This window comes from Daejeonella sp., assembly GCF_036405355.1.
Classification (GTDB): Bacteria; Bacteroidota; Bacteroidia; order Sphingobacteriales; family Sphingobacteriaceae; genus Daejeonella.
The window spans coordinates 1-25,354 of record NZ_DASWXT010000068.1 but is presented as its reverse complement, the minus strand read 5'-3'; the positions used below and the strand labels follow the sequence as shown (position 1 = coordinate 25,354).

The window sequence follows — 25,354 nt, the reverse complement described above, 5'->3', positions numbered from 1 at the left end:
TAGTATACAAACAAGCTTAATATAGATTCAAGCTTAATATAGATTCTTATGAGTACTTACAATCGGAGAAATTTTATAAAGATGTCTGCTCTGGCTGGTACGGGTTTAGGTATTTATGGAAATATAAGTTCACTTTATGGTAAATCAGCCCTTATAACAGGTAAAAGAGTCGGTATTATCGGTTTAGATACCTCACATTCTGTAGCATTTACCAAAACATTAAATGCCACAGATGCCGCTGCCGTTTATAAAGGCTATAAAATTGTTGCTGCATATCCTAAAGGCAGTAATGACATCATTACCAGTGTTGAAAGAATTCCGGGATATACCGAAGAAGTAAAAAAGATGGGAGTAGAGATTGTTCCCTCTATTGCTGATCTGTTAAAGAAAGTAGATGTAGTTCTATTGGAAACCAATGACGGACGTTTACATCTTGACCAGGCTATACAGGTATTAAAAGCAGGTAAACCGGTATTCATTGATAAACCAATCGCCACATCTCTGGCAGATGCAAAAGCAATTTTTGCTGCGGCGAAACAATACAAAACGCCTGTGTTTTCTTCTTCATCTTTAAGATTTATTACAGGTATTTCTGAAATTAAGCTTGGGAAAATTGGCAAAGTGCTAGGAGCCGAAACTTTTAGTCCGGCAATTATAGAAAAGACACATCCAGATTTATTTTGGTATGGTATTCATGGTGTCGAGCTATTATTTACCATAATGGGTACAGGCTGTAAAAAGGTGACCAGAATACATACCAAAGACACTGATATTGTGGTGGGTGTTTGGGAAGATGGAAGACTCGGAAGTTTTAGAGGTACGCGCAACGGCAATTATAATTATGGAGGGAAAGTAGCTGCAAGTGATTTTGGAGGAACCGTTTTTGGTGAAAAGGCAAACCTTACTTTAGGCGAATTTAAGGGTTACGACCCTTTGCTTGAACAAATTATCATGTTTTTTGAAACAGGAACAGCACCTGTGAATCAGGAAGAAACATTGGAAATAATTGCATTTATGGAAGCTGCTGATGAAAGTAAGGACAAAGGAGGGACCACGGTAAGTATAAAAGTTTCAAATTAATGGATTCTATCACTCATATTGCCCTCGGTGCATGCATGGGTGAAGCCTTTGCCGGTAAACAATTAGGGAGGAAGGCTATGCTTTGGGGGGCACTGGCTCAGAGTATCCCTGATATTGATTTTTTAGCCTCATTTTGGATGGATACCTCATCTAATTTACTGGCTCATCGCGGATTTACCCATTCATTTCTATTCTGTTTAATATCCGGACTAATTTTAGCATTGCTCGCTGAACGCTGGCATCGTCCCCATAATATTAGTTTATTAAAGTGGTTTCTGTTCTTTACTTCTCTGGTGTTTATTCACGATTTCATTGATGCATTCAATAATTATGGTGTTGGATGGTTCGAGCCATTTAGCCATAAGCGAATATCTTTTAATGCAATTTATGTAGCTGATCCTTTCTTTTCAATCTGGCCTGGTATTGCTTTTTTAGCACTCTTGTTTTTAAAAGCTGGGAAAGATCAACAAAAAAGAATTTGGTGGAGGTTTGGGATCGGAATGTCTTCCTTATACCTTATCTATTGTCTGTTTAATAAAGCGGTAATAGATAATGATATCAGGAGGATTCTGGAGGAGAAGAAAATTTCCTATACCCGGTATTTTACAACGCCTGCTCCCTTACAGAACTGGCTTTGGTATGTGGTAGCAGGTGATAACAAAGGCTATCACGTTGGTTTTCGTTCTTTGTTTGATAATAGCAAATCGATGGAATTTCAGTATTTTCCAAGAAATGACTCACTCTTAAAGCCAGTAATAGATCATCCTGACCTCCATAAATTAATCCGTTTTTCAAAACAATTTTATACCGTTGAACATCATGGAGATAGTTTGGTTTTTAACGATTTGCGTTTTGGTCAGATTGTAGGATGGTATAATCCGAAGGGAAAATTTGTTTTTCATTATTATTTGCAGCATCCTGAAGATAATGAATTGGTTGTGCAAAGAGGCCGGTTTGATGGCTGGAACATTCAAACCGCCAAAGCACTCATAGAAAGGGTTAAAGGGAATCAGGTTAAATAGATTCCGGCTTTGTGATTACACACAATCAAAGGCTAATTCATGAAAAATATGAGTTCAGTCAGTTTTTTAATTGACATCTGTCAGGCAGATCATTTTCACAATCAATTAGTTTTGTAAATAATAAGTATTTTGTATCATTAAATGGTATGTCATTAAAGTCGGATTTAAAATCATTTTTAACCCTGAATGGTGAGTTATTCAGATTTGCTCAGCGCTTTTTCAGGCATGGATTGAATCCGCCATTTGAATTTTCTGAATTTTTAAAGCAATGTTATGTAATTGGCTATAAATCACTGCCACTGATAGGTCTTACAGCTTTTATTATGGGGCTGGTTTTAACCATGCAGCTTAGGCCATCGATGGCAGATTATGGTGTGGAAGCCCAGTTGCCTGCAATTGTTGCAATTGCTGTTGTACGGGAAGTAGGTCCCGTAATTACTGCCTTGATATTCGCCGGAAAGATAGGTAGCAGCATAGGTGCTGAACTTGGATCAATGAAGGTTACCGAACAAATTGATGCAATGGAAGTAAGTGGTACCAATCCTTTCAAGTATCTTGTTGCAACCAGGGTTTTAGCCTGTACTTTGATGCTTCCTGTGCTGGTTATGCTGGGTGATGCAATTTCATTATACGGTGCCTATCTGGGAGTTAATATTCACTCAAAAACAAGCTTCATTTTATATTGGACACAGGTTTTTGATAACCTGGTATTTGGTGATGTTTTGCCTGCATTTACAAAAAGTTTCTTTTTTGGATTTGCTGTAGGAATTATAGGATGTTACAAAGGATATAACAGCAGTAAGGGTACAGAGGGGGTAGGACGTTCTGCTAATTCAGCAGTAGTCGTTTCTTCTGTAATCATTTTTGTGATCGATCTGTTGGCTGTTCAGGTTACTGATATTTTGGGTTATTAATAAATATGCACTCTGAATTAAAACTAGATATAAAATCAAACAAAGTAATGATTATCAAAGGATTGTATAAATCCTTTGCTGATAATCATGTTTTGAAGGATTTTAATCTTGAACTGGTCAGGGGGGAAAGTGTGGTTGTTTTAGGCAAATCGGGTTCAGGAAAATCGGTGCTCATTAAGTGCATTATTGGATTGATAAAACCTGATAAGGGTAGTATTCGTGTTTTTGGTCATAATATTCCTGATCTGGACCATGACGAATTGGATCAGATCAGAGCGAAAGTGGGTTTTCTCTTTCAGAGTAATGCCTTATACGATTCAATGACTGTAAGGGAGAATTTGGAATTTCCATTGCGAAGGCACTGGCTGGAAATTAGCCAAAAAGAAGTAGATAAAATGGTTATTAGCGCTTTGGAAGATGTTGGGCTTGCACATACCATTGATATGATGCCAGTAGAATTATCAGGTGGGATGAGGAAAAGAGTCGCACTGGCCAGAACATTGATTTTAAAACCGGAGATCATCCTTTACGATGAACCTACAACGGGATTGGATACCATAACAAGTAAAGAAATCATCGAACTGATGGTAGAAATACAGCAAAAGTATAAAACTACATCATTGATTATTTCACATGATATGAATTGTGTTCGTATGGCAAGTGACCGGGTTGTGATGCTGATTGATGGAATGTGTTATGCGAATGGTACTTATAAAGAAATAACACAATCAGTTGATCCAAAGGTGAAACTGTTTTTTGAATAGATTTTTATGGCAAAAAAAATTGTAAATAATGTTAGACTGGGTGTTTTTGTACTTAGTGGTCTGGCCTTTCTTATCCTGCTGCTTTTTATGATCGGAAGAAATAAAAGCATTTTTGGTTCTACCTACTTGTTAAAAGCAAAATTTGAAAATGTACAGGGATTGATTCCCGGGAATAATGTTCGTTATTCAGGTATTCAGGCTGGTACAGTTAAGAATATAAAAATTGTTAATGATACCACAATTGAGGTTTCTATGATGATTGATACTGAAATGCAGGATATTATTCGTAAAGATGCGATTGCCTCGATCGGGACTGATGGTATTGTCGGTAACAAGGTTATCAATATCGTTCCCGGTAAGGAACATGCCGAACTTGCTCAGGAAGGGGATGTTATTTTCTCTAAAAGACCAATTGATACCGATGCAATTCTCCAAAAATTGTCAAACACAAACAATGATATTTCAGAAATTGTTTCCGGATTAAAGATTACAGTGCAGCGGGTCAATAGCAGTACTGCATTATGGGAATTACTTAATGATGACGCACTCCCTAACGAAATTCGCCAATCCGCAGCAAATCTTCGTTTAACTACATCCAGGGCCGGTATGATGGCTGATGATCTGCACACCATTATTGCTGATATGAAGGCTGGAAAAGGCTCTGTAGGGATGCTTTTAAAAGATACTGCGTTTGCATATAACCTCAATGAAGCTGTTCTTAAAATGAATAAAGTCGGTAGCCAGGCAGATCGATTAACCAATGATATTGGAACTATTGTAAAAGGTATTCAGCAGGATTTAAATTCAGGTAAAGGGCCTGCAAATGCATTTCTTAAGGACTCTGTAATGGTAAAGAACCTTAACACAAGCATTGATAATCTCCGGAAGGGGACTGATGGTTTCAATCAAAACATGGAAGCACTTAAGAGCAGTTTTCTATTGAGGGGTTATTTTAGAAGGCAGGAAAGGAATAATCAGGCCAAAAAACCATAGTAAAGAGCACTGATTACAATTCCCTGTTTCTGATTTTGGCAAGGTGATCCAGATTTCCTTAATGATTATAACAATGCATATATTTTAACATATAATCAATATAATCAGAATCATAAGAAATGATAATTCACACCTTCTATAGTTTCGTTTTCCTTATTTTATATGTCTTTCAGGCAGATAGCGCCCGCGAAATAGTAAAAAAAGCTGACGATAAAATGCGCGGCAACACCTTGAAGGCTGAGATAGTAGTTAAAACTATCCGTCCAACCTGGACAAGGGAAATGCATTGCAAATTATGGCTCAAGGGCAATGATCTGGCCATGATTCTTGTTCAAGAACCGATTAGGGATAAGGGAATTTCATTTCTTAAGAAGAAAAAAGAGGTATGGAACTGGCTGCCAACCCTTGAGAGAAACATTAAGCTTCCCCCTTCAATGATGAGTCAAAGTTGGATGGGTACTGATTTTACTAATGATGATCTGGTCAGGGAATCGTCCATAGTTGAGGATTATAATCACAAGGTTATAGGGGATACCCTGATCCGCGAAAGGAACTGCTATATCATTCAGATGATTCCCAAAGCCGAAGCCGCAGTTATCTGGAGCAAAGTGATACTCTGTATAGATAAGAAGGATTTTCTTGAACTTCATAGCCGTTTTTATGACGAAGAAGGGGAGTTGATCAACACAATGAACAGCTATGATATAAAATTGATGCACGACCGCATTATTCCCACTCGCTTCGAAATGATTCCATCTGACAAAAAGGGGCAAAAAACAGAAATGATCTATGAAAAAGTTGAATATAATATTCCCATTGCCGAAGATTTCTTTTCGGTTGCGCAAATGAAAACCCTGAAATAATATGTGGTTGATCCGATTGGCATGGAAAAATATCTGGCGAAATCGCAACCGTACATTTATTACGATGGCAGCCATTTTTTTTGCCGTTATGTTATCGGTTCTGGCAAATAGTCTGCAGGAGGGTGTTTTTAATAATCTGGTCAAGAATGTCGTTAGTTTTTACAGCGGCTATGTTCAGGTTCATAAGAAAGGCTATTGGGATGAACAGATTCTGGATAACAGCTTTGAATCTTCAGCAGAAACAGAATCCACAATTCTGAAGTATTCCAATATCAGTTCAGTAACAGGCCGACTCGAATCTTTTGCACTTGCCTCTTCCGGGGAACTGACCAAGGGTTGCCTTGTTGTTGGTATAAACCCTGACAAAGAGAATGTGATAACCTCACTTAAAAGCAAGCTTACCAAAGGCCAATATCTGAAAAGTAATGATTTTGCCGTCTTGCTTTCAGAAGGGCTCGCTAACCGATTGAAATTAAACCTTAATGATACTATAGTTCTGCTTGGACAGGGCTATCATGGTGCTACTGCTGCAGGTAAATACCCGGTTAAAGGGATTTTGAGATTTGGTTCACCTGATCTGAACGACAAGACTCTGTTTTTGCCCCTGGCTGCAAGTCAGGACCTGTTTCAGGCCTATGATATCATTACGTCCTATATTCTGTCTCTTAAGGATACTGAAGATCTAAATTCAAGTGCAGAATCGGTAAGGCTAAATTTAAACGACAGTTTTGAAGTAATGACCTGGGAGGAGATGATGCCCGATATCAAACAGCATATTCAGACAGATTCTGAGAATATAAAATATATCCTGGGTATTTTATACCTGCTCATTTGTTTCGGGATCTTTGGCACTATACTCATGATGATGGAGGAACGGAAGTTCGAACTGGGCATGCTGGTGGCTATTGGTATGAAGAAGACCAGACTAATTATTCTTCTACTTATCGAATCGGTATTTACTGTATTTTCAGGATGTGTGCTGGGTTTGTTATTCAGCGTTCCGCTAGTTTATTATTTGAAAGTAAATCCCGTTAAGTTGGGCGGCGATGCAGCAAAGGCATATGAGCAATTTGGTTTTGAAGCCATATTTCCTACCTCGACTAATTTTTTCATCTTTCTGGAACAGGGACTGATTGTACTGGCTATCGGTATTGTAATTTCCTTATATCCTGTATTTAAAATTATTCGTCTGGATCCGGTTAATTCAATGAAAAGATAGGAGGATATATGATATTGATAATGGCATGGCGTAATATATGGCGCAATAAAACCAGGAGTATTGTAATCATGCTATCCATTGCACTTGGCTTATTCTCAGGAATTGCCATTCTTTCTCTCTATCAGGGTATGATGGATAGCAGGGTGCGCACGGTTATTGATGCAGAGGTTGGTCACCTGCAAATGCATCATCCGGAATTTAAAAATGATTATGAACCTGAATTGACCATAAAGAACGGACAGCAAGTATTAAAAAGTCTCATTTCCATTACAGGGATTAAATTAGCTGTCCCAAGAAGTATTAGTACAGGTATGCTTAGCTCAGCCAGTGGAAGTGCTGGTGTACAAATCAATGGAGTTATTCCTGTGCAGGAATACCTTGTATCTCAACTCAGAAAAAAGATAATAGATGGGAAAGTCTTTGATCAGGAGAAGAAAAATCAAATTATAATTGGTAAGAAGCTTGCTGATAAACTTAAACTAAAAATAGGTTCCAGATTGGTGCTGACGTTCACCGATTCCAGCCGCGAAATAGTTTCGGGTGCCTTTCGCGTATGCGCTATTTACCGGAGTGACAATTCTCCGCTGGATGAAAGGAATGTTTATGTCACCATGAAAGCACTGAACAGTATGCTTAATATCGGGCAATCTTTTCATGAAATTGTTTTGATCCTTGTGCAGGATGGGAATCTTGATGCATTTAAGGAACAGCTAAGTAGACAGTTTCCTGATCTTAAAATTGAAACCTGGCAGGAGGTTTCTCCTGAGACAAACCTATTGGTTAAAACGACTAATCAGTATTCCTATATCATCATGATTATTATCATGCTGGCACTTGCCTTTGGTATAGTAAACACCATGCTGATGGCTATTCTTGAACGAACGAAGGAAATCGGGATGATGCTGGCTTTAGGAACAAACCGGATTAAGATATTTTTTTTGGTTCTTCTTGAAACCTTTATTCTGACTTTTGCAGGTACTCCAATCGGAATTTTTTCTGCCTGGGGCATTATTTCTTACTTTCAAAAGAAAGGGTTGGATCTGTCCGGAATGGGCAATGAAATGATGAACAGTTTTGGATTCGGTTCTATTATTTTTCCTGAGTTTCCGGCTGATAAGATATTGGATGTGTTTTTAATTGTATTTCTTACAGCATTGCTATCCTGTTTGTTTCCGGCGTTGAAGGCTTTGCGTTTACAACCAGTAGAAGCATTGAGAAGATAATTGGTTTTATATTGAACTTTAAAAAATCAGACATGGATACCGTCATAGATGCCCATAATATCAGCAAGGTTTATAATAAAGATACAATTCCTGTTTATGCAGTCAATAATGTTCACCTTCATCTGAAAAGAGGAGAGTTTACAGCCCTGGTTGGTCCTTCGGGTTCAGGAAAAACCACTTTGCTAAATATGATAGGAGGTCTGGATAAACCTGATGAGGGGAGTATTTATATCAATGGGCAGGACATCACTAAATTATCAGCTAATAAACTGATTGACTTCAGACTTAGAAATATTGGCTTCGTTTTCCAGTCGTTTAATCTAATCCCTGTACTTACCGCAAAAGAAAATGTAGAGTTTATTATGCAGCTTCAAAAAATAAAGAAGGAAGATCGTGAAGCCAGGGTAAAGCAGCTTTTTTTGCAGATAGAGATGATGGAAAAGCTGAATGAAAGACCATCAAAGTTATCCGGAGGCCAACAACAAAGAGTAGCAGTTGCGAGAGCATTGGCTTCCAAGCCCCAGTTTATTCTTGCAGATGAGCCTACTGCAAATCTTGACACCAAATCTGCATCCAATCTATTGGATATTATGGCCAGATTAAACCAGGATGAAAATATTACCTTCCTTTTTTCAACGCATGATCAGCGGGTTATTGATAGGGCGAGAAGGGTTATAACTTTGGTTGACGGAAGAATAGTGAAGGATACTGCAGAGGTGTCAACAAGCCACAAAGATGATTACAAATCTGAAAATTAATAACATTGACTGTTCATGAACTATAATAAATGCTTAAATATAATTTAGCAATATGCTCAGAAGGATGTCTTTCATTCTTCTGAATAGCACGGATTCTTAAACTTGGAATGAAATTAGTACAAGCCTTAATGCCGCAGGCTGACCTTATACTTCCAAAATAAATTGATAAGGGTTCATGCAAGCCTCACCGGCCAGTTTAATCCGGAAGGGCTTATTGTCGAAAAAAAATCAACCTGGAGACTAATGAAAAGGCTTTTTCAGTTAATTGGGTTTATTATTTTATCATCTCATGTTTTTGGACAGGATAGTACGACTGTAACCAGTGAACATGCTACAAAATTTCTGTTCAATGGATATATTAAGGATCTTCAGACACTGCGAACTGATAAGGATTTTTCGGATTGGGATGCAACTAATATGGTTCACAACCGGCTGAATTTGAAGTGGTTAATTTCAGATAATCTGACTGCCACTGCTGAGTTAAGGACCCGTCTGTTTTCGGGTGATGATGTAAAACAAGTGCCTGCATTCGCTCAAAGTTTAAGAAATGTGAATGAACTGATCAATATGCAGAGATACTGGAAATTAAGTAGTAGTATGGTATTACACAGTAATTTCGAGCGCTTGAATATGGATTATCAGAATAAAAACCTAAATGTGCGAATAGGAAGGCAGCGTATAAACTGGGGAATTACCACAACCTGGAATCCCAATGATATTTTCAATGCCTATAATTTTCTAGATTTCGATTATGAGGAACGGGCAGGTATTGATGGGGCAAGAGCCAGTTATATAATTAATAATTCATCTAATATTGAAATTGCTTACGCAAACACTGGCAGAAAACAAGGGAATATAGCTGCTTTTAAATATTCTGTAAATAGAGGAAATTATGATATTCAGTTTATTGGTGGAATATTTAAGAATCATCTTAGCCTGGGAACGGGATGGGCCGGCTATGTTGGAGATGCAGGTTTTAAAGGAGAGATCCAATATTTTGCAGCTAATCAGCACTCAAAGGGGCTTTTGAATATTTTACTTGAAAGTGATTATATGTTCAATAATGGATGGTATATAAGTTTAGGAACATTATTTAATAGCAATGGCTTATCAAAACCTGTAAATGACTGGACTAATATTAATTTGAATCTTTCACCAGAGAATTTGATGCCAACGAAATGGAACTTAATACTCAGTACCATTAAAGAAATTAACCCGCTCATGTCAGCAAACATCAGCCTGTTATATGCCCCGGGAAATAAAATGGCAATTATTTATCCATCTATACAATATAGTCTTGCAACAAACCTGGATCTCAGTATCGTGTGGCAATCCTATTTTTCAGAACTGAACAATAATTATGAAGCTGTAAATCATCAGGGAATATTGAGAATGAAATTAAATTTTTAGTTTGATTTACTTAATCCTGTTTTTGAATCTTATAATTAAACGTAAGAATAAACTGCCGCAATGGCCTCACCTCAAATAAATTAAATTGCCAGGGATTAAGATAATTGACCCGGTTTGTAAAATTCATCACATTTAACTGTACACCCAGCTTCTTAAACTTATAACCAAGCGCAAGATCCATTGTGTATCCTGCCGGAATAAGCAGCTTAGGGTCATTGGAAATACTTGAATAAAACTTGTCCTTATAAAACCAACCTGCACCAGCTGTAAGACCCTTTAATATTATTTGAGACTCATAATTTAACCAGATGTTTGTGCTGTATTTGGGAGCATTTGGTAGTAAATTTCCAGACGGATAACCGGGATCATTAATAACACTGGTAATATTATAGGCTGCTCCGGCCGTTAATGTAATTGATGAGGAAAGTTTACCATCAATATCAGCTTCCAATCCTCTGCTTCGGTGATGCCCCTCATAATAAACATTGTATTCGTCGTAATTGGGATTAACCGGATCCAGATAAACATAGCCATAAGGATTGTGCTTATTGATTTCAAAGACACTCAGACTTAATCCAAGTTTATTCTTTAAAATATTGGTTTTAATTCCAAACTCCAGTTGGTTGCTGATAGTTGCAGGCGGACTGGCAAATTTCAGAAAATTTTTTGCAAAAATATCAGGCGAATTTATCTCATACCCCTCTGACCATGAGCCATATATCGAGGTCCATTGGTTTGTTTTATAAAGCAGGCCAAGTCTTGGGCTAATTACGTTCTTACTAATAATATTATCAACATATCCTTCAAAATCGGTGCCTCCCAGCAGATCTTGAAAATAATGGTTACCCTGTCTGGTTTTACCTGCTCTAATGCCTGCTGAAAACTGAAGTTTATCCTTATAAAGCATCAGTTGATCCTGAAGATAAATTCCACTCCTGGTAATTAGGGAGACATACGGCCTGTATGGCTTTTCTGCAGGTGTTAGTTCAGGTATACTATTCATTTTGGGTTTAAACAAATTACTGGTATCCAGTAGACTTAATGCTCCTTCATTGGTATATCGGTATCTTGTGGATTGGAGTTCAGCACCAATTAACAGGTTATGTTTAATGCTTCCCATATAAAACTCTCCATTAGCTTCAACAGATGCTGATCCGTTGCCCGAACGCTGATAATAACCATAAGCTCTTCTGGCAAAATTTCCCTGATTATCAGGCTGGTCAAACCATAATCCAAAAGGCCGGTTTTTGGTAAGACCATAAAAGCCGGATCCTTTGATCTTCCATGTTTTACCGAGGTCATATTTTGCGGTTAAAAAACTGGTCTGATCACTGTAGAGATACTTTCTGCCCGCATCCCCAAGGTATAGATCCGGCCTCAAATTTTTCAGTCCGCTGATTGTACCATCTGGTGAAATTAATCCGGCATCATCAACAGCTTCTGATGTTTTAAAAACAGTTTCTAAGTTTAGTGACAATTTGTTATTGATATCCCAGCTTAACACAGGAGCGATAAATGAGCGCTTTGACGAAACAAAATCCCTGAAACTGTTCATTTGTTCAAAGCTGGTATTCAGACGGTACCTGAGCGATTTTCGTTTGTTAAGCGGTCCTGTGATATCCAGGGAAGGTCTTAATAATCCCCATGATCCTGTTTTGAAACTTAGCTCGCTCATGAATTCCGGGAGCGGTTTTTTTGTCACGAAATTGATTACTCCTCCGGGTGTTGCATCTCCGAATAGGATAGAGGATGGTCCTTTAAGAAATTCTACCTGCTCAATATTGTCAGAATAATTATTCCCCAGATTCCAGATCATAATTCCATTCAGCCTGTAATTTTGTGAATCATTCAGATCAAATCCCCGTGCATTGAAAAACTGAGAAGAACCTGCACCACTATAATTTCCTGTAAAGTTAAGACCGCTTATATTTCTGCTCAGGGTACTCAAATCAAATACAGCTTGTTGTTTAATCATTTTTTGCCCTAAAACCATTATAGATTGAGGAATATCCTGCAATTCCATCAGGGTTTTAGTCGCGGTAGCACTTTTTAACTTTAAACCTGAAACAATGACCTCCTGCAATGCATAGATGTCTTTTGAAAGACTTAAAGACAGGATGGAAGTTTTACCGGAAATTAGAATAATCGGACGCTTTTCGGTAATATATCCAATTGATTTTATGATTAGTACATACTTGCCCGATTCCGCCTTTAATAAATAATGGCCACTTTCATCTGTAATTGTTCCTTGATTTGTCCCTTCCAGAACTATTTGTACATGAGACAAACCCAAACCATTGGAATCTATGATCTTTCCGGTAATAATTGCTCTGTTTTCCTGGGCATTTGCTATGAAAATAAGAAGGATCAGCGCGAGGGCAAATAGAATTGGTCTCATATAAATGTCAGGCATCTGAAAGCCTGTTTCGCGCTTCGAATTTAAAGAAATCAGGTAATTAGGCAGATACCTTTTGTATTTTACTTCTGTAAATTTCCTGAAGTTGGTGGATAAGTAATTTCACATCAATCGGTTTTGTAAGGAACTCATTCATTCCGGCATTTAAACAGGCTTCCCGGTCTTCATTTCCTGAGTTTGCGGTTAATGCGAGTATTGCGGGGCTTTTTCCATATAATTTTCTAATCATTCTTGCCCCTTCCAGACCATCTACATTTGGCATCTGTATATCCATTAATATCAGGTCATAGTGCTTAAGTTTCATCATTTTCAATGCCTCTAAGCCGTCATTCGCCAGATCAGGGGCATACCCAAGATTCTTCAATACCCTGAGGATAACTCTTTGATTCATTTGATTGTCTTCCGCAACCAGAATATTAAAGGGGTGTTCTGATGCAAAATTGGGATTGATTAGTTTATCACGTTCATTCAATACCCTTTCTGTTTCTTTTAAACTTGCCGTCAACCCATTTTCTTTGGTTTCTCCAACTTTATAATTAAGAGTGAAACTTACCCTTGTCCCAGCCCCTCTACTACTGTCTATATGAATTGTACCACCCATCATTCTAATTAGTCGTTCACAGATAACCAATCCAAGACCGGTTCCTCCATGTTGTCTTGTAATCGACGAATCCAATTGATGAAAAGCCTTAAATAAATTTGAATGTTGCTCTTCAGGAATTCCAATACCGGTATCGCTTACTATAAATTCAAGTTGTTTGATACCCTCCGTTTTAGAATTAATTTCGCGTACATGAACAATTATTTCTCCTGATTCAGTAAACTTAACAGCATTTCCCACCAGATTAATTAATATCTGACGAATCCGTAAACTATCACCGATAATATATTTAGGAACATTATCATCAATGATGTATCGCATGATTACCCTATCATTAGTTATACCTGGCTGAAATAAGCTGAATACGTCGTTAATACATTTTTCGAGAGTGAAATTATGGTCCTGCAATTCAATATTTCCGGATTCAATCTTTGAGAAATCAAGTACATCATTAATAATACTCAATAATGACTCTCCACTTTGTTTAATGGCTTTTGTATATTCTAGCTGCTCATGATTTAGCCTTGTTTCAGAAAGCAGAGTGGCCATTCCAAGTACACCGTTCATGGGTGTCCTTATTTCATGACTCATTGTTGCTAAAAATGTGCTTTTAGCACGATTAGCCCGTTCAGCTTCTTTTTTCATCTCTTCTGCAAGCAGACGAGCATTATATTCCTGATTCTTTTGTTCCAGCAGAATCTCCGTTTGTTTCTGAAGTTCCTGGTTTAGATTCTCTACATCACTACTTTGATTTAATATTTGTGAGGTTCTTTCATTAACAAGTATTTCTAACTCCGCTTTCTGCTTTCGTACTGTTCTCATTTTGAACCTGAATAGCAGATATACTAAGCCGATTAATATCACCACAGCTAACATTCTGAACCACCATGTCATCCAGAAAGGCGGAGTAATATTTATCCGTAAACTTACTCCTTCTGAATTCCAGATATTATTATTATTGGATGCAATTACTTTGAACACATAGGTTCCTGGATCTAGATTGGTATAGGTTGCTTTTCGTCCCTTACCCACAAAATTCCAGTTTTTATCAAAGCCTTCCAGTTTATATGCATAATTATTTTCCTCAGGAACTGAGAAGTCGAGGGCTGCAAATGATAATGTAAAAACAGATTGCTCGTGTTCAAGTGTAATTTCATCCGCTATAAGCAGGCTTTCTTTCAATGGAGAATTATTTGCTCCAATGGGAACAACCTTATTGAGTATTTCAAGAGAAGTAAGAACTACTTTTGGCTTATTTTTATTCGAGTGGAGTCCATCAGGGTCAATAATATTAAATCCATTAATGTTTCCTAAAGCTATTTCTCCACTTTTTAATTTCACCCCTGATGCCATATTGAACTCCGGACTTTTCAAACCATTGTATTTTCCGAAATTTTGGTAGCTTTCCATTTCTGGGTCAAAGCGGACCACACCGCTGTTAGTGCTGATCCAGATAAAACCCTTGTTATCCTCAGTGATAAAATTGATGGTATTATTAATCAGGCCATTATCTTCATTATAAGATTTAAAGGTTCCCGCTTTTATATCATATTTGTTGAGCCCTCTTTCCATGGTCCCAATCCATATATTACCTTTTCTGTCTTCGTGTATGGTACTGATTATGTTACTGTTTATCCTGCTGTTTGAGCTATTTAAATAGGAAAAGGTTTGATTTTCCGGATCAAAAATGCTCAGCCCATTACTATAACCCGATACCCAGATCCTGCCTCCTTTATCTTCAAATAAATATTGTATGCTGTTATCAGATATAGTTGCTGGATTTTTATCATCCTGAGTGTATTTTTTAAATTTCTTACTTGCGGGATCGTAAACATTAACTCCACCACCATCAGTACCAATCCAGATCCTGCCTTTTCTGTCCTCCAGTAAAGCATATATTCCATTATTATTGATCGTATAGTCACCTTTTCCGGCTTTGAAGTGCTTAAATTGTCGGGTATTAAGATCAAGATAATCCAGTCCGTTAGATGCTGTACCAACCCAAACACCTGTATTGGCTTTGTTTACTAAAACCTGGCTGGTATAATCGCTTGCCAGGCTGCCACGCTTTTTTATATCGTGTTTATAAGTTTGTATCGTATTGGTCGAACGGTCAAAATAATCCAGACCGGCATCTGTGGCCAGAAAGAGGTTTCCTTTTTTATCTTCTGATATTCCTCTGATAATGTTTTTTGCGGTGGGCGTATTGTCAGGAGAATATTTAAATGGTATGAAATAGGATAAATTTCTGTCATACTTTAAAACCCCATGACTTGAGGTTCCTACCCATAAAATGCCTGAACTATCATTTAAAAGTGAGTAAATACCATCATCAGGAATTAAACTCTGTATTTGTTGATTATCCGCAATATTAACCTTCTTTTTTAGTTCAGTGTCAAATAATTGAAGTGTAGTGTTTGATCCTATCCATAACTTATTTTTAGTTCCGGTAGCAAGCGTAAACACAGGATTGACATCGTAAGAAGAATTTTTTTCCGGATCAATGGCAAAGTATGTAAATTCACCGCTCTGCTTATTTATCAGATTCAGGCCTTCGTAAGTTCCTGCCCATAATTGCTTTTGATTATCCTCAATAATAGTGTTGATATAATTATTGTTCTGACGACCTGGGCGTTTATCAGAAAATCTGGTCCATTTTCCACTTCCTGAATTAAGAAGATTCAGCCCATTATCTGTCCCAACCCATAAATTATTCCCCGAATCTTCATAAATGGAAATTATATTGGAACTGCTAAGGCTATTTTTATCTGATGAATTATGAAAAAAGTGCTTAAATCTTTCTGTTTTTCTGTTAAACAGATTTAAACCTTTATTGGTAGCTACCCAAAGATTTCCTTTTTTATCTACTAAAACATGGTTGATCTTATTGCTGCTTAATGATTCTTTTACTTTTGAATCATGCCTGTAATTAATAAAAATTCGGTCAGATCTCCTGAATTTACTGATGCCATGGGTTCTTGTACCAAGCCACAGGTTACCATCTTTATCTTCGCTTATTGTTTGAATATAGTTTGAGGGTAGGGAATGTTTATTATTATCGGAGTATTTATAGACGTCAAACTTAAACCCATCATATCGGTTCAAACCATCTTGTGTGCCGAACCAAATGAAGCCAAATTTATCTTTATGAATACTCAGAATGGTGTGTTGTGAAATGTCGTTGGTACTATTTAGCTTGCTCAGGTTGAACTTCGGTTTTTGAGAAAAAACCTTCATCGCCGAAAAGACAATTAAAAAAATGAATAAATAGTAGTTCTTCTTTCGCATCAGCCTTAATAAACTCAATATCTATGCCTTAGCCTACTGATTCATAGGGCATTCGATTACTAATGTTCATTTTAACCCGTGTTTAATTATATTTCGTACATCAATAAGTGATTTTAATTTAAAGTGATTTTTATTATTCCTGCTGTGGCAGTTTTTAAAGACGAAATTGGGTACTTTTTTCCCCACTTTGTGTAAACTTATCCCCTCTGATTACTGTAATTTAATCTGATTTCTTTTAAGCTCCAATTAGACTCCTTGTATTGATCAATTTGGTTTATATTTTATTGTATTTCATGATTTAAAGCAGGATTGATTAACTTCCAGAAATAATTTTAAAAGTCTGAAATCATAAAGATGGTAGTCAATTACAGCACAGCTGAAAATGCTGTTAAAGAAATAAAAAGCGGGCAAAGGGTTTTTGTGCATGGAAGTGCCTCAACACCCACAAGCCTGTTGAGGGCACTTTTCAAAAGAAGTGCAGAATTAAAAGATGTTGAATTAGTGAGCATTACTACCCTTGGGGATGATTTGTTTAACAATCCAGATTTCGGAGCTAGTTTTTTCATGAATTCCCTATTTGTTTCTCAAAATGTCAGGCAGATCGTCAACGGTACAAATGGTGATTATATTCCTGTGTTCCTGAGCGAGATACCTATTTTATTTGATAAAGGTATTCTTGCTTTGGATGTTGCACTCATTCATGTATCAGAGCCAGATAAACATGGTTTCTGTTCACTTGGCACTTCGGTGGACATTGCCCGATCTGCGGTAAAAAACGCAAAATATATTATTGCACAGGTAAATAAACAAATGCCACGTACCCATGGAGATGGAATCATTCATATCAGTGAAATTAATACTCTGGTGAGTGTGGATGAAGCCTTACCTGAAGTGAATTATGGAAACAGAGTTGATGAGACAGCCATGACCATAGGCAGATTTTGTGCTGAACTGATTGAAGACAGGTCAACTCTTCAAATGGGCATTGGCGCAATACCAGATGCTGTCCTATCATGTCTTAAAGATCATAAGGATCTCGGAATTCATACTGAAATGTTTTCTGATGGCGTAATTCCTCTTGTGGAGACTGGCGTTATTACTAATAAATTCAAGAAAAAGCACCGTGGAAAGATTGTAACTGGTTTTGCGATTGGTACCCGAAATTTATATGATTTTGTTGATGATAATCCGCAGGTAGTATTTCTCGAGATTGATTATGTGAATGATACCAAAGTGATTCGTTCGAATCCTAAAGCAGTTTCTATTAATTCTGCAATAGAAATTGACCTAACCGGTCAGGTATGTGCCGATTCAATCGGCACTTATCAGTATTCAGGGGTAGGGGGACAAATAGATTTTATGAGAGGGGCTGCCTTATCTGAAGGGGGGAAGCCAATCATTGCCATGCCTTCTACCACAAAAACCGGTGAATCTAAAATAGTTCCATTTCTGAAAGAAGGAGCTGGGGTAGTTACCACACGGGCACATGTTCATTATGTTGTGACAGAATATGGTGTGGCCTATCTTTTTGGAAAGAATTTAAGACAGCGGGCGATGGCATTGATCGCAATCGCACATCCTATTCATAGGGAATGGCTGGAGAAAGAGGTGATCAAGCGATTTGATAAGAGATGAACTGAGAAATCCGGATTTATCAAAAGGTTGAATCATGCTTTTAATTTCTTATGATTCCGGAAAGATGATTATCGAAGTATTTCGTTTAGAATCACAACAATCTGATTTTAAATGATATATTTACTAAACCACACAAAACTCTGCTCATTCAATTCTAAAAAAAAGTATTATGAAAGCACCTTCAGCTCCAAAGCAAATAACCTGGATTATCGGATTAATATGTGGAATTTTAGGAATAATCGGTCATTACACTAATGTCCCGTTTCTGACTGAGCATAACTATAGCTTATTGCTAATTGGTTTTATTGCTCTTGCAGCAGGAACTACCTTTAAGGATATGTAATTCCTTAATACCTGAAACTCGATATTGAACAACTTTTGATGCTTAACAAAGACTGGCATAGTCAAAATTTTCAATCTCAAGAAATATCCTGTTGTTTTTCTGAACAATTCAGTTGTAAATTCTTCTATTGCCAGCATCCATATTTTTGAATAAAAAATTGATTCTGGTAATCCGCAGGTATTCTTATATTAGATATACCAAATTCAACCAGTCATTGGGTAATTGTAAAATTATGAATAAAAGGGTTCCGCTTTTAGTTCTTATTATCGCAATAATTCTCTATAGCATTCAGGGGTGCAATACTGCTACAGAAAAGGCAGAAGTACATATTCCTGAGAAAATAAGTTACAATTTTGACATTAGACCGATTTTATCGGATAAGTGTTTTTCCTGTCATGGTCCGGATGGAAATAAAAGAGAAGCTGGTCTTAGGCTTGATAATGAAGAAAGTGCTTATAAAGCCTTGAAAGAAAATCCTGGTGCCCATGCTCTGGTTCCGGGTAAACCAGAGCTCTCTGAGGTTTTCCTCCGGATTTCAACAAAAGATACGACGATAATGATGCCGCCCCCATCATCTAATCTGAAATTATCATCCAATGAAATTAAGCTGATTAAAAAATGGATAGATCAGGGAGCAAAATATGAAACTCATTGGTCATTCGTAAAACCAAAGAAAGCACCTCTGCCTGAACCCGAAGAAAAGGACTGGGTTAAAAATGAAATTGATTATTTCATTTTAAGTAAGCTGGAACAAAAAGGTTTGACTCCAAATCCGGAGGCTCGAAAAGAATATTTATTAAAGCGTTTAAGCCTGGACCTGACTGGCTTGCCGCCTGGATTGGATTTAATGGATGATTTTCTTGAGGATAATAGCCCTGCGGCTTACGAAAAGCTCGTAGATCAGTTGTTGAAAAGTCCGGCATACGGGGAAAAAATGGCTTTACATTGGCTTGATGTTGCCCGCTATGCTGATTCACATGGTTTTCAGGATGATAGTTACCGTTCCCAATGGCCATGGAGGGACTGGGTAATTTATTCGTTTAACAAAAATCTCCCATATGATAAATTCATAACCTATCAGCTTGCCGGCGATTTGATTCCAAATGCCACAAAGGAGCAGATTCTGGCTACTGGTTTTAACCGGAATCACAAAATTACCGAGGAGGGTGGTGTTGTTGATGAAGAATATCGTGTTTCATATGTGATTGATCGAACCAATACGTTTTCAAAAGCCCTGATTGGAGTTACAATGGAGTGTGCTCAATGCCACGACCATAAATATGATCCATTCTCTCAGAAGAACTATTATCAGCTCTATTCTTTCTTTAATAACGTGAAGGAAGTTGGTATAGAATCAACTGTTGGCGGACCGGAGACTTATGCCAAAAAACCAATGATTGAGATCAGTAATGATGAGGTCAATAAGATACTGAAGTTTATCAACAAACAGGACACTAACAAATTGATCGTATCGGTTATGGGTGACCGGGATACCTTAAGAAAAACTTTTATACTTGATCGTGGTGCTTATGATGCTCCCGGTGCAGAGGTAATGGCAGGTACACCTGAATCCATTTTGAGCTTTGACCCGAAATACCCTAAGAACAGGCTTGGACTTGCACAATGGTTATTTGATAAACGCAATCCGCTTACAGCCAGAGTCTTTGTAAATCAACTCTGGCAGGAAATCTTCGGACGCGGAATTGTGAAAACATCCGGTGATTTTGGTATGCAGGGGGAATTGCCTACACATCCTGAACTGCTGGATTGGCTGGCGGTTGATTTCATGGATAGTGGCTGGAATGTGAAACGCCTTGTTAAACAGATGGTTATGTCGGCAACCTACCGGCAATCAGCCATTATAAGTCCTGACAAATTAAAGGCAGATCCTGAAAATGTATTTCTTTCGAGGGCACCACGGTACCGTATTAAAGCTGAGCTTGTGAGGGATCTGGTTCTTTCAAGCAGCGGTTTGCTGGTTAAAACCATAGGAGGTCCAAGTGTAAAACCATATCAACCTCCGGGACTATGGGAAACTGCAAGTTCAGGACGTGGGATATTGAGAAATTATAAACAGGATCACGATCAGGATCTTTACCGAAGGGGGATGTACACTTTTGTAAAACGCACTGTTCCACCACCAGTTATGGGTATTTTTGACGCAAGTAACAGGGATCAATGTGAAGTAAACCGATTGAAAACCAATACTCCGCTTCAGGCTTTGATCATGATGAACGATCCGACTGTACTTGAAGCATCAAGGGTCCTGGCTGCTAAACTTGACAGGGAACCTATAGAAGCTAAAGAAAAGGTAATTAGGGCTTTTCGTTTAATAGTTTGCAGAAAACCAAGTGAAAAGGAAATCGAAGTTCTTAGCTCTTATTATTCCGATCAGCTCAATGTATTTAAGAAGCAAAAAAATCGTGCTGAGAGCCTCCTTTCGGTGGGAGAGTATCCATTGCCTCAAAACCTGAATAAAAGTTCTGTAGCTGCCTGGATGCAGGTTATATCGGCCTTATATAATCTTGAAGAAACCATTACAAAAACTTAATCATGCAAAAAGATTTTCTGGAACATGGATTAAACTTTAACCGGCGGCGCTTCCTGTCCCGACTAAGTCTCGGACTTGGAAGTGCTGCTTTAGGTTCACTATTGGTGCCGGATCTTTTTTCCGGTGATTCTGCTGATTCCGGATTTGCTCCCGGTATTCCTCATTTTGCGCCTAAAGCCAAACGGGTAATCTATCTGTTTCAGAATGGAGCACCTTCACAGCTTGAATTGTTTGATTATAAGCCCAAATTAAGAGATTTAGCAGGTCAGGATCTTCCATCTTCTGTGAGGGGTAATCAGCGTCTGACCGGTATGACAGCCAATCAGAAATCCTTCCCTATGGTAGGTTCTTTTGCCAATTTTAAGCAATATGGCGAATCGGGAAATTGGATAAGCGACATGCTTCCATATACAGCAAAAGTTGTAGATGATATTTGTATCATTAGATCGATGCATACAGAGGCAATTAATCATGATCCGGCATTAACCTTTTTTCAAACAGGTGCACAGCAGGGAAATCGACCAAGTATGGGTTCCTGGTTAAGCTATGGCCTTGGAAGTGAAAATAAAAATCTCCCTTCTTTTACGGTATTACTTTCAAGAGGTAAAGGTAATAGTCAGGGTGTTTATTCTAAGTTATGGGCTAGTGGTTTTCTCGACTCAATACATCAGGGAGTTCAATTCAGTAGTGGAGACGATCCAGTACTTTATTTAAATGATCCTGATGGGATGAATAAGTTTGAGCGGAGGAAGTTTCTGGATCAGATCTCCAAAATAAACCAGCTTTCTTATGAAGAGTTTGGTGATCCCGAGATAAGTACCAAAATTCAGCAATATGAAATGGCTTACCGCATGCAAACAGCTGTTCCCGAAATTATGGATCTGTCAAAGGAGCCGGATGATATAATCAAACTATACGGTACTGATTCAATGACTCCCGGAACCTTTGCTGCCAATTGTTTACTTGCACGTAAATTATCGGAAAATGGTGTTCGGTTTGTTCAACTCTACCATCAGGGATGGGATCATCATGGTAATTTACCTACAGAAATAGCCTCACAAGCCAAAGATGTAGATCAGGCGTCTGCGGCATTAATTATCGATCTGAAACAAAGAGGATTATTGGATGAAACTCTGGTAATCTGGGGCGGAGAATTTGGACGTACAAATTATAGTCAGGGGAATTGGACAGCGGAAAATTATGGCCGTGATCATCACCCGAGATGCTTCAGTATCTGGATGGCAGGTGGAGGAATAAAACCAGGTATTTCTTATGGTGAAACAGATGATCTGGGTTATAATATTGTGAAAGACCCTGTTCATGTGCATGATTTTCAGGCTACTATCCTTAATCAGCTGGGCCTGGATCATGAAAAATTGGTATTTAAACACCTTGGAAGAAGATATCGCCTTACCGACGTTTCGGGCAAGGTGATCAATGATATTTTAGCTTAACAGAAAAGTATAATTCAATTTATGAATAGAAGGAAATTCGTTAAGAATACCGCAGGACTTACCGCAGGTCTTTTAATTACCAGAGACTTGTTCGCAATTGATAAAGGACCTGTTTACGGTCACAACGATATGCGTTATACCCTTGATATGAGCTGGGGTCAATTAGATTCAGCAAAATATCCGGTTAAAGATTGTCATGAAATGGTTCAGGATAAAAAGGGAAGAATCATCCTGCTTACTAATGAAACCAAAAATAATGTTCTGATATATAATAAATCAGGTAAACTTCTCGAGTCATGGGGTAATGAATTTCCTGGAGGTCATGGACTTACTTTAGCTGATGAAAACGGTACTCAGTTCCTTTACATAACGGATACTGAAAAACATCAGGTTTATAAAACCACAATGAGCGGTAAAATATTGATGACAATTGATGTACCAATGGACGCTGGGATTTATAAAAATGCAAAAGAATTCGTTCCCACTGAAGTAGCTGTTGACAGGAATGGTGATTTCTTTGTTGCTGATGGGTACGGTGCTCAGTATATCTTACATTATGATGCTTCGGGTAAACTGAAGGGTCATTTTGGCGGGAGAGGTGCCGGAGATGAGTATTTGGACAATGCTCATGGGATAGTAATTGACCGGCGTTATGCTCAGCCAAGTCTATTGGTGACTGATAGAACCCGTAATTGTTTCAAAAGATTCTCAATGGATGGCAAGCTTCAGGAAATTATCAATTTACCTGGTGCTTGTGTTTGCCGTCCGGTAATAAAAAATGATAATTTATATGCGGCTGTGTTGCGCTCCCCAAGTTTGGCAAATGCCGGATCTGGTTTTGTGACTATTCTGAATAAGGAGAACAAAGTTGTTTCTAATATCGGTGGTACCGAACCAATCTATAATAAAGATGCACAATTGCAGACCATGACTCAGGCAGAGAAGATTTTTGTTCACCCGCATGATGTTTGTGTTGATGATGATGAAAATCTCTATGTCGCACAATGGGCATCGGGGAAAGTATACCCTTATAAATTTAAACGAGTCTAAAATCTAATCCTGTTATTTATATGAAGATCAATCTGAAAGCTTATTCGGGTAATATTTTACTGTTTCTTAATACCCTGATTGTCTTTTTATTGATTTTCGAGAATGAGCTGATCATCCCCCAATGGCTGCAGCCTCTGGGCAGAATGCATCCTATGCTTTTGCATTTTCCAATAGTTTTGCTTCTTGTTTCTCTTATTATGGAGTTCCTGCAGTTTAATATTAAAGAGGATAGCAGAGCCTTCTACCAAAATATCACGAGTAATATTATGTTCTCTGGAATTTTGCTAGCAGGAATAACGGTTATTATGGGTATTTTTCTGTCACTGGAAGACTCGTATGAGGGTGGAGAAGTATTGAATTGGCATAAATGGTCGGGAGTAAGCATTGTATTTTTAGCCTCTTTAATTTTTATTTCCAGAGCTTCAAATTGGTACAAAGGTGGAGTGTCTAAAGCCGGTGCAATTATTCTAGGTTTTAGTATTATCCTCGCCGGGCATTTTGGAGCTGTGCTTACACATGGTGAAAATTTTGTTCTTGAACCGGTAACAAAGAGCCAGCTTGTGCCTATTGAACAGGCATTGGTTTATGATCATGTTATTCAACCTATTTTTCAGGAGAAATGTGTTAGCTGCCATAGTGACGAAAAGTTAAAAGGTAAGTTAAAGCTGACAGATTCTGCCTCAATTATGAAAGGTGGTAAGACCGGCAAACTCTATGTTCCCGGAGATCCTCAGGTCAGTCTTTTATTGGAACGAATACATATGCCAATGAGCAATAAAAAGCATATGCCTCCTTCAGGAAAACCACAGCTAAGTCCGGAGGAGGTTAGGATTTTATTTAACTGGATCAAAGACCGTCCGGATTTCAAAAAGAGGGTTCTGGATCTGCCTGCTACTGATTCCATACGGATTCTGGCAGCCGCGCGCCTGCAGCCAGCTGTTAAAGTTGAGGATGAGTATGATTTTGCGGCTGCGGATGAAGAAATTATTGAGGATTTGAATAATTTTTATCGGATGGTCAGTCCTGTTTCATTGGAATCACCGGCTTTATCGGTTAGTTTTTTCAGCAAGAACGCCTATAATTCTAAATCTCTTGAAGAATTGTCGGAGATTAAGGAGCAGATTGTTTCGCTCAGATTAAGCAGGATGCCAGTTAAAGATGAGGATTTGGATTTTATTTCTAAACTGAAGGAATTACGAAAACTGGATTTGAATTTTACCGATATCAGTGGCAGTGGATTAAAAGATTTGAGTGCTTTGAAGAAACTGCAGGTTTTATCGTTATCAGGCACAAAAGTCAAACTTCAGCAGTTATTGCCACTCATTTCCAATAAAAACCTTCGTGAATTATCTGTATGGAACACTTCACTCACTGAAAAGGATATACTTCAATTAAAGAAAGCGAATACCTCGCTGAATATTATTACAGGATTTAAAGATGATGGGACAACCCTGATCCAGTTATCAAAACCCTTCCTCAAAAACAGTTCAAGGGTCTTCCAGAACCGGACAAATGTTCAGTTAAATCACCCTAGAAAAGATGTAATCATACGATATACTCTTGATGGTAAAGACCCTGACAGCCTGACATCTCCGGTCTTTAATAAAGATATCCTAATCGGTGATAATGCTATTATAAGAGCGAAAGCCTATAAAGCCGGATGGAAAAGCAGTGAAATCAGCAATTTTACCTTTTACAGATCAGCATTCAAACCTGATAGTATTAGTTTATTGTGTATTCCTGATATTAATTATAAAGGTAATGGAACCA

Annotated in this window: 18 protein-coding genes; 16 read left to right on the top strand and 2 right to left on the bottom strand. The window is 38.0% G+C overall.

Features of this window, described 5'->3' with window-relative positions:
• Nucleotides 1-48: 48 nt before the first annotated feature.
• The 10 genes from VGE44_RS08545 (at nt 49) to VGE44_RS08500 (ending at nt 10,246) form a co-directional block, all read left to right on the top strand.
• A complete protein-coding gene (locus VGE44_RS08545; protein WP_331077956.1) occupies nt 49-1,080 on the top strand; it encodes a Gfo/Idh/MocA family protein in 1,032 nt (343 codons plus the stop codon).
• The gene (locus VGE44_RS08540) at nt 1,080-2,102 is read left to right on the top strand and encodes a metal-dependent hydrolase (RefSeq protein ID WP_331077954.1); all 1,023 of its coding nucleotides are present in this window, start codon (nt 1,080-1,082) and stop codon (nt 2,100-2,102) included. The genes VGE44_RS08545 and VGE44_RS08540 overlap by 1 nt, the downstream gene beginning before the upstream one ends.
• Nucleotides 2,103-2,248: 146 nt before the next feature.
• On the top strand, nt 2,249-3,016 hold the full coding sequence (locus VGE44_RS08535; protein WP_331077952.1) for an ABC transporter permease: 768 nt from the start codon (nt 2,249-2,251) through the stop codon (nt 3,014-3,016).
• Nucleotides 3,017-3,021: 5 nt separating this feature from the next.
• The gene (locus VGE44_RS08530; RefSeq protein ID WP_331077950.1) at nt 3,022-3,780 is read left to right on the top strand and encodes an ABC transporter ATP-binding protein; all 759 of its coding nucleotides are present in this window, start codon (nt 3,022-3,024) and stop codon (nt 3,778-3,780) included.
• 6 nt (nt 3,781-3,786) lie between these two features.
• Nucleotides 3,787-4,773 carry an MlaD family protein gene (locus tag VGE44_RS08525; RefSeq protein ID WP_331077948.1) on the top strand — a complete coding sequence of 329 codons (987 nt, stop codon included), beginning with the start codon at nt 3,787-3,789 and terminating at the stop codon, nt 4,771-4,773.
• A gap of 119 nt (nt 4,774-4,892) precedes the next feature.
• Nucleotides 4,893-5,636 (top strand): outer membrane lipoprotein-sorting protein, encoded by a 744-nt coding sequence (locus VGE44_RS08520; protein ID WP_331077946.1) that lies wholly within the window; start codon nt 4,893-4,895, stop codon nt 5,634-5,636.
• A gap of 1 nt (nt 5,637) precedes the next feature.
• Nucleotides 5,638-6,855, top strand: a complete 1,218-nt coding sequence (locus tag VGE44_RS08515; protein WP_331077944.1) for an ABC transporter permease — start codon at nt 5,638-5,640, stop codon at nt 6,853-6,855.
• A gap of 20 nt (nt 6,856-6,875) precedes the next feature.
• A complete protein-coding gene (locus VGE44_RS08510) occupies nt 6,876-8,078 on the top strand; it encodes an ABC transporter permease (protein ID WP_331077942.1) in 1,203 nt (400 codons plus the stop codon).
• A gap of 32 nt (nt 8,079-8,110) precedes the next feature.
• Entirely contained in the window at nt 8,111-8,836 is a 726-nt protein-coding gene (locus VGE44_RS08505; protein ID WP_331077940.1) for an ABC transporter ATP-binding protein, read from the top strand.
• Between the two features lie 243 nt (nt 8,837-9,079).
• Nucleotides 9,080-10,246 (top strand): hypothetical protein, encoded by a 1,167-nt coding sequence (locus tag VGE44_RS08500; protein WP_331077938.1) that lies wholly within the window; start codon nt 9,080-9,082, stop codon nt 10,244-10,246.
• Nucleotides 10,247-10,256: 10 nt separating this feature from the next.
• Here VGE44_RS08500 and VGE44_RS08495 read toward each other — a convergent pair whose 3' ends face one another.
• Together VGE44_RS08495 and VGE44_RS08490 are read right to left on the bottom strand one after the other, a co-directional pair.
• Entirely contained in the window at nt 10,257-12,659 is a 2,403-nt protein-coding gene (locus VGE44_RS08495; protein ID WP_331077936.1) for a TonB-dependent receptor, read from the bottom strand.
• Nucleotides 12,660-12,702: 43 nt separating this feature from the next.
• Nucleotides 12,703-16,551 carry a two-component regulator propeller domain-containing protein gene (locus tag VGE44_RS08490; RefSeq protein ID WP_331077934.1) on the bottom strand — a complete coding sequence of 1,283 codons (3,849 nt, stop codon included), beginning with the start codon at nt 16,549-16,551 and terminating at the stop codon, nt 12,703-12,705.
• 354 nt (nt 16,552-16,905) lie between these two features.
• On the opposite strand from VGE44_RS08490, the gene VGE44_RS08485 reads away from it, so the two are divergent.
• The 6 genes from VGE44_RS08485 to VGE44_RS08460 all read left to right on the top strand — a co-directional run.
• Nucleotides 16,906-18,186 carry an acetyl-CoA hydrolase/transferase family protein gene (locus tag VGE44_RS08485; protein WP_331077932.1) on the top strand — a complete coding sequence of 427 codons (1,281 nt, stop codon included), beginning with the start codon at nt 16,906-16,908 and terminating at the stop codon, nt 18,184-18,186.
• A 169-nt stretch (nt 18,187-18,355) separates the two neighbouring features.
• Nucleotides 18,356-18,529, top strand: a complete 174-nt coding sequence (locus VGE44_RS08480) for a hypothetical protein (protein ID WP_331077930.1) — start codon at nt 18,356-18,358, stop codon at nt 18,527-18,529.
• Between the two features lie 232 nt (nt 18,530-18,761).
• Nucleotides 18,762-21,080 carry a PSD1 and planctomycete cytochrome C domain-containing protein gene (locus VGE44_RS08475; RefSeq protein ID WP_331077927.1) on the top strand — a complete coding sequence of 773 codons (2,319 nt, stop codon included), beginning with the start codon at nt 18,762-18,764 and terminating at the stop codon, nt 21,078-21,080.
• A 2-nt stretch (nt 21,081-21,082) separates the two neighbouring features.
• Nucleotides 21,083-22,534: a DUF1501 domain-containing protein gene (locus tag VGE44_RS08470; protein ID WP_331077926.1), complete on the top strand. Its 1,452-nt coding sequence runs from the start codon at nt 21,083-21,085 to the stop codon at nt 22,532-22,534.
• Between the two features lie 21 nt (nt 22,535-22,555).
• Entirely contained in the window at nt 22,556-23,584 is a 1,029-nt protein-coding gene (locus VGE44_RS08465) for a hypothetical protein (protein WP_331077924.1), read from the top strand.
• Nucleotides 23,585-23,604: 20 nt separating this feature from the next.
• Nucleotides 23,605-25,354: c-type cytochrome domain-containing protein (locus VGE44_RS08460; protein WP_331077922.1), on the top strand; the 1,750-nt coding region annotated here is incomplete at its 3' end.

Bases quoted from the DNA above. Each gene is read 5' to 3' on its own strand.
- VGE44_RS08545 (WP_331077956.1), top strand. From the start codon at position 49: ATGAGTACTTACAATCGGAGAAATTTTATAAAGATGTCTGCTCTGGCT.
- VGE44_RS08540 (WP_331077954.1), top strand. From the start codon at position 1,080: ATGGATTCTATCACTCATATTGCCCTCGGTGCATGCATGGGTGAAGCC.
- VGE44_RS08535 (WP_331077952.1), top strand. From the start codon at position 2,249: ATGTCATTAAAGTCGGATTTAAAATCATTTTTAACCCTGAATGGTGAG.
- VGE44_RS08530 (WP_331077950.1), top strand. From the start codon at position 3,022: ATGCACTCTGAATTAAAACTAGATATAAAATCAAACAAAGTAATGATT.
- VGE44_RS08525 (WP_331077948.1), top strand. From the start codon at position 3,787: ATGGCAAAAAAAATTGTAAATAATGTTAGACTGGGTGTTTTTGTACTT.
- VGE44_RS08520 (WP_331077946.1), top strand. From the start codon at position 4,893: ATGATAATTCACACCTTCTATAGTTTCGTTTTCCTTATTTTATATGTC.
- VGE44_RS08515 (WP_331077944.1), top strand. From the start codon at position 5,638: ATGTGGTTGATCCGATTGGCATGGAAAAATATCTGGCGAAATCGCAAC.
- VGE44_RS08510 (WP_331077942.1), top strand. From the start codon at position 6,876: ATGGCATGGCGTAATATATGGCGCAATAAAACCAGGAGTATTGTAATC.
- VGE44_RS08505 (WP_331077940.1), top strand. From the start codon at position 8,111: ATGGATACCGTCATAGATGCCCATAATATCAGCAAGGTTTATAATAAA.
- VGE44_RS08500 (WP_331077938.1), top strand. From the start codon at position 9,080: ATGAAAAGGCTTTTTCAGTTAATTGGGTTTATTATTTTATCATCTCAT.
- VGE44_RS08495 (WP_331077936.1), bottom strand. From the start codon at position 12,659: ATGCCTGACATTTATATGAGACCAATTCTATTTGCCCTCGCGCTGATC.
- VGE44_RS08490 (WP_331077934.1), bottom strand. From the start codon at position 16,551: ATGCGAAAGAAGAACTACTATTTATTCATTTTTTTAATTGTCTTTTCG.
- VGE44_RS08485 (WP_331077932.1), top strand. From the start codon at position 16,906: ATGGTAGTCAATTACAGCACAGCTGAAAATGCTGTTAAAGAAATAAAA.
- VGE44_RS08480 (WP_331077930.1), top strand. From the start codon at position 18,356: ATGAAAGCACCTTCAGCTCCAAAGCAAATAACCTGGATTATCGGATTA.
- VGE44_RS08475 (WP_331077927.1), top strand. From the start codon at position 18,762: ATGAATAAAAGGGTTCCGCTTTTAGTTCTTATTATCGCAATAATTCTC.
- VGE44_RS08470 (WP_331077926.1), top strand. From the start codon at position 21,083: ATGCAAAAAGATTTTCTGGAACATGGATTAAACTTTAACCGGCGGCGC.
- VGE44_RS08465 (WP_331077924.1), top strand. From the start codon at position 22,556: ATGAATAGAAGGAAATTCGTTAAGAATACCGCAGGACTTACCGCAGGT.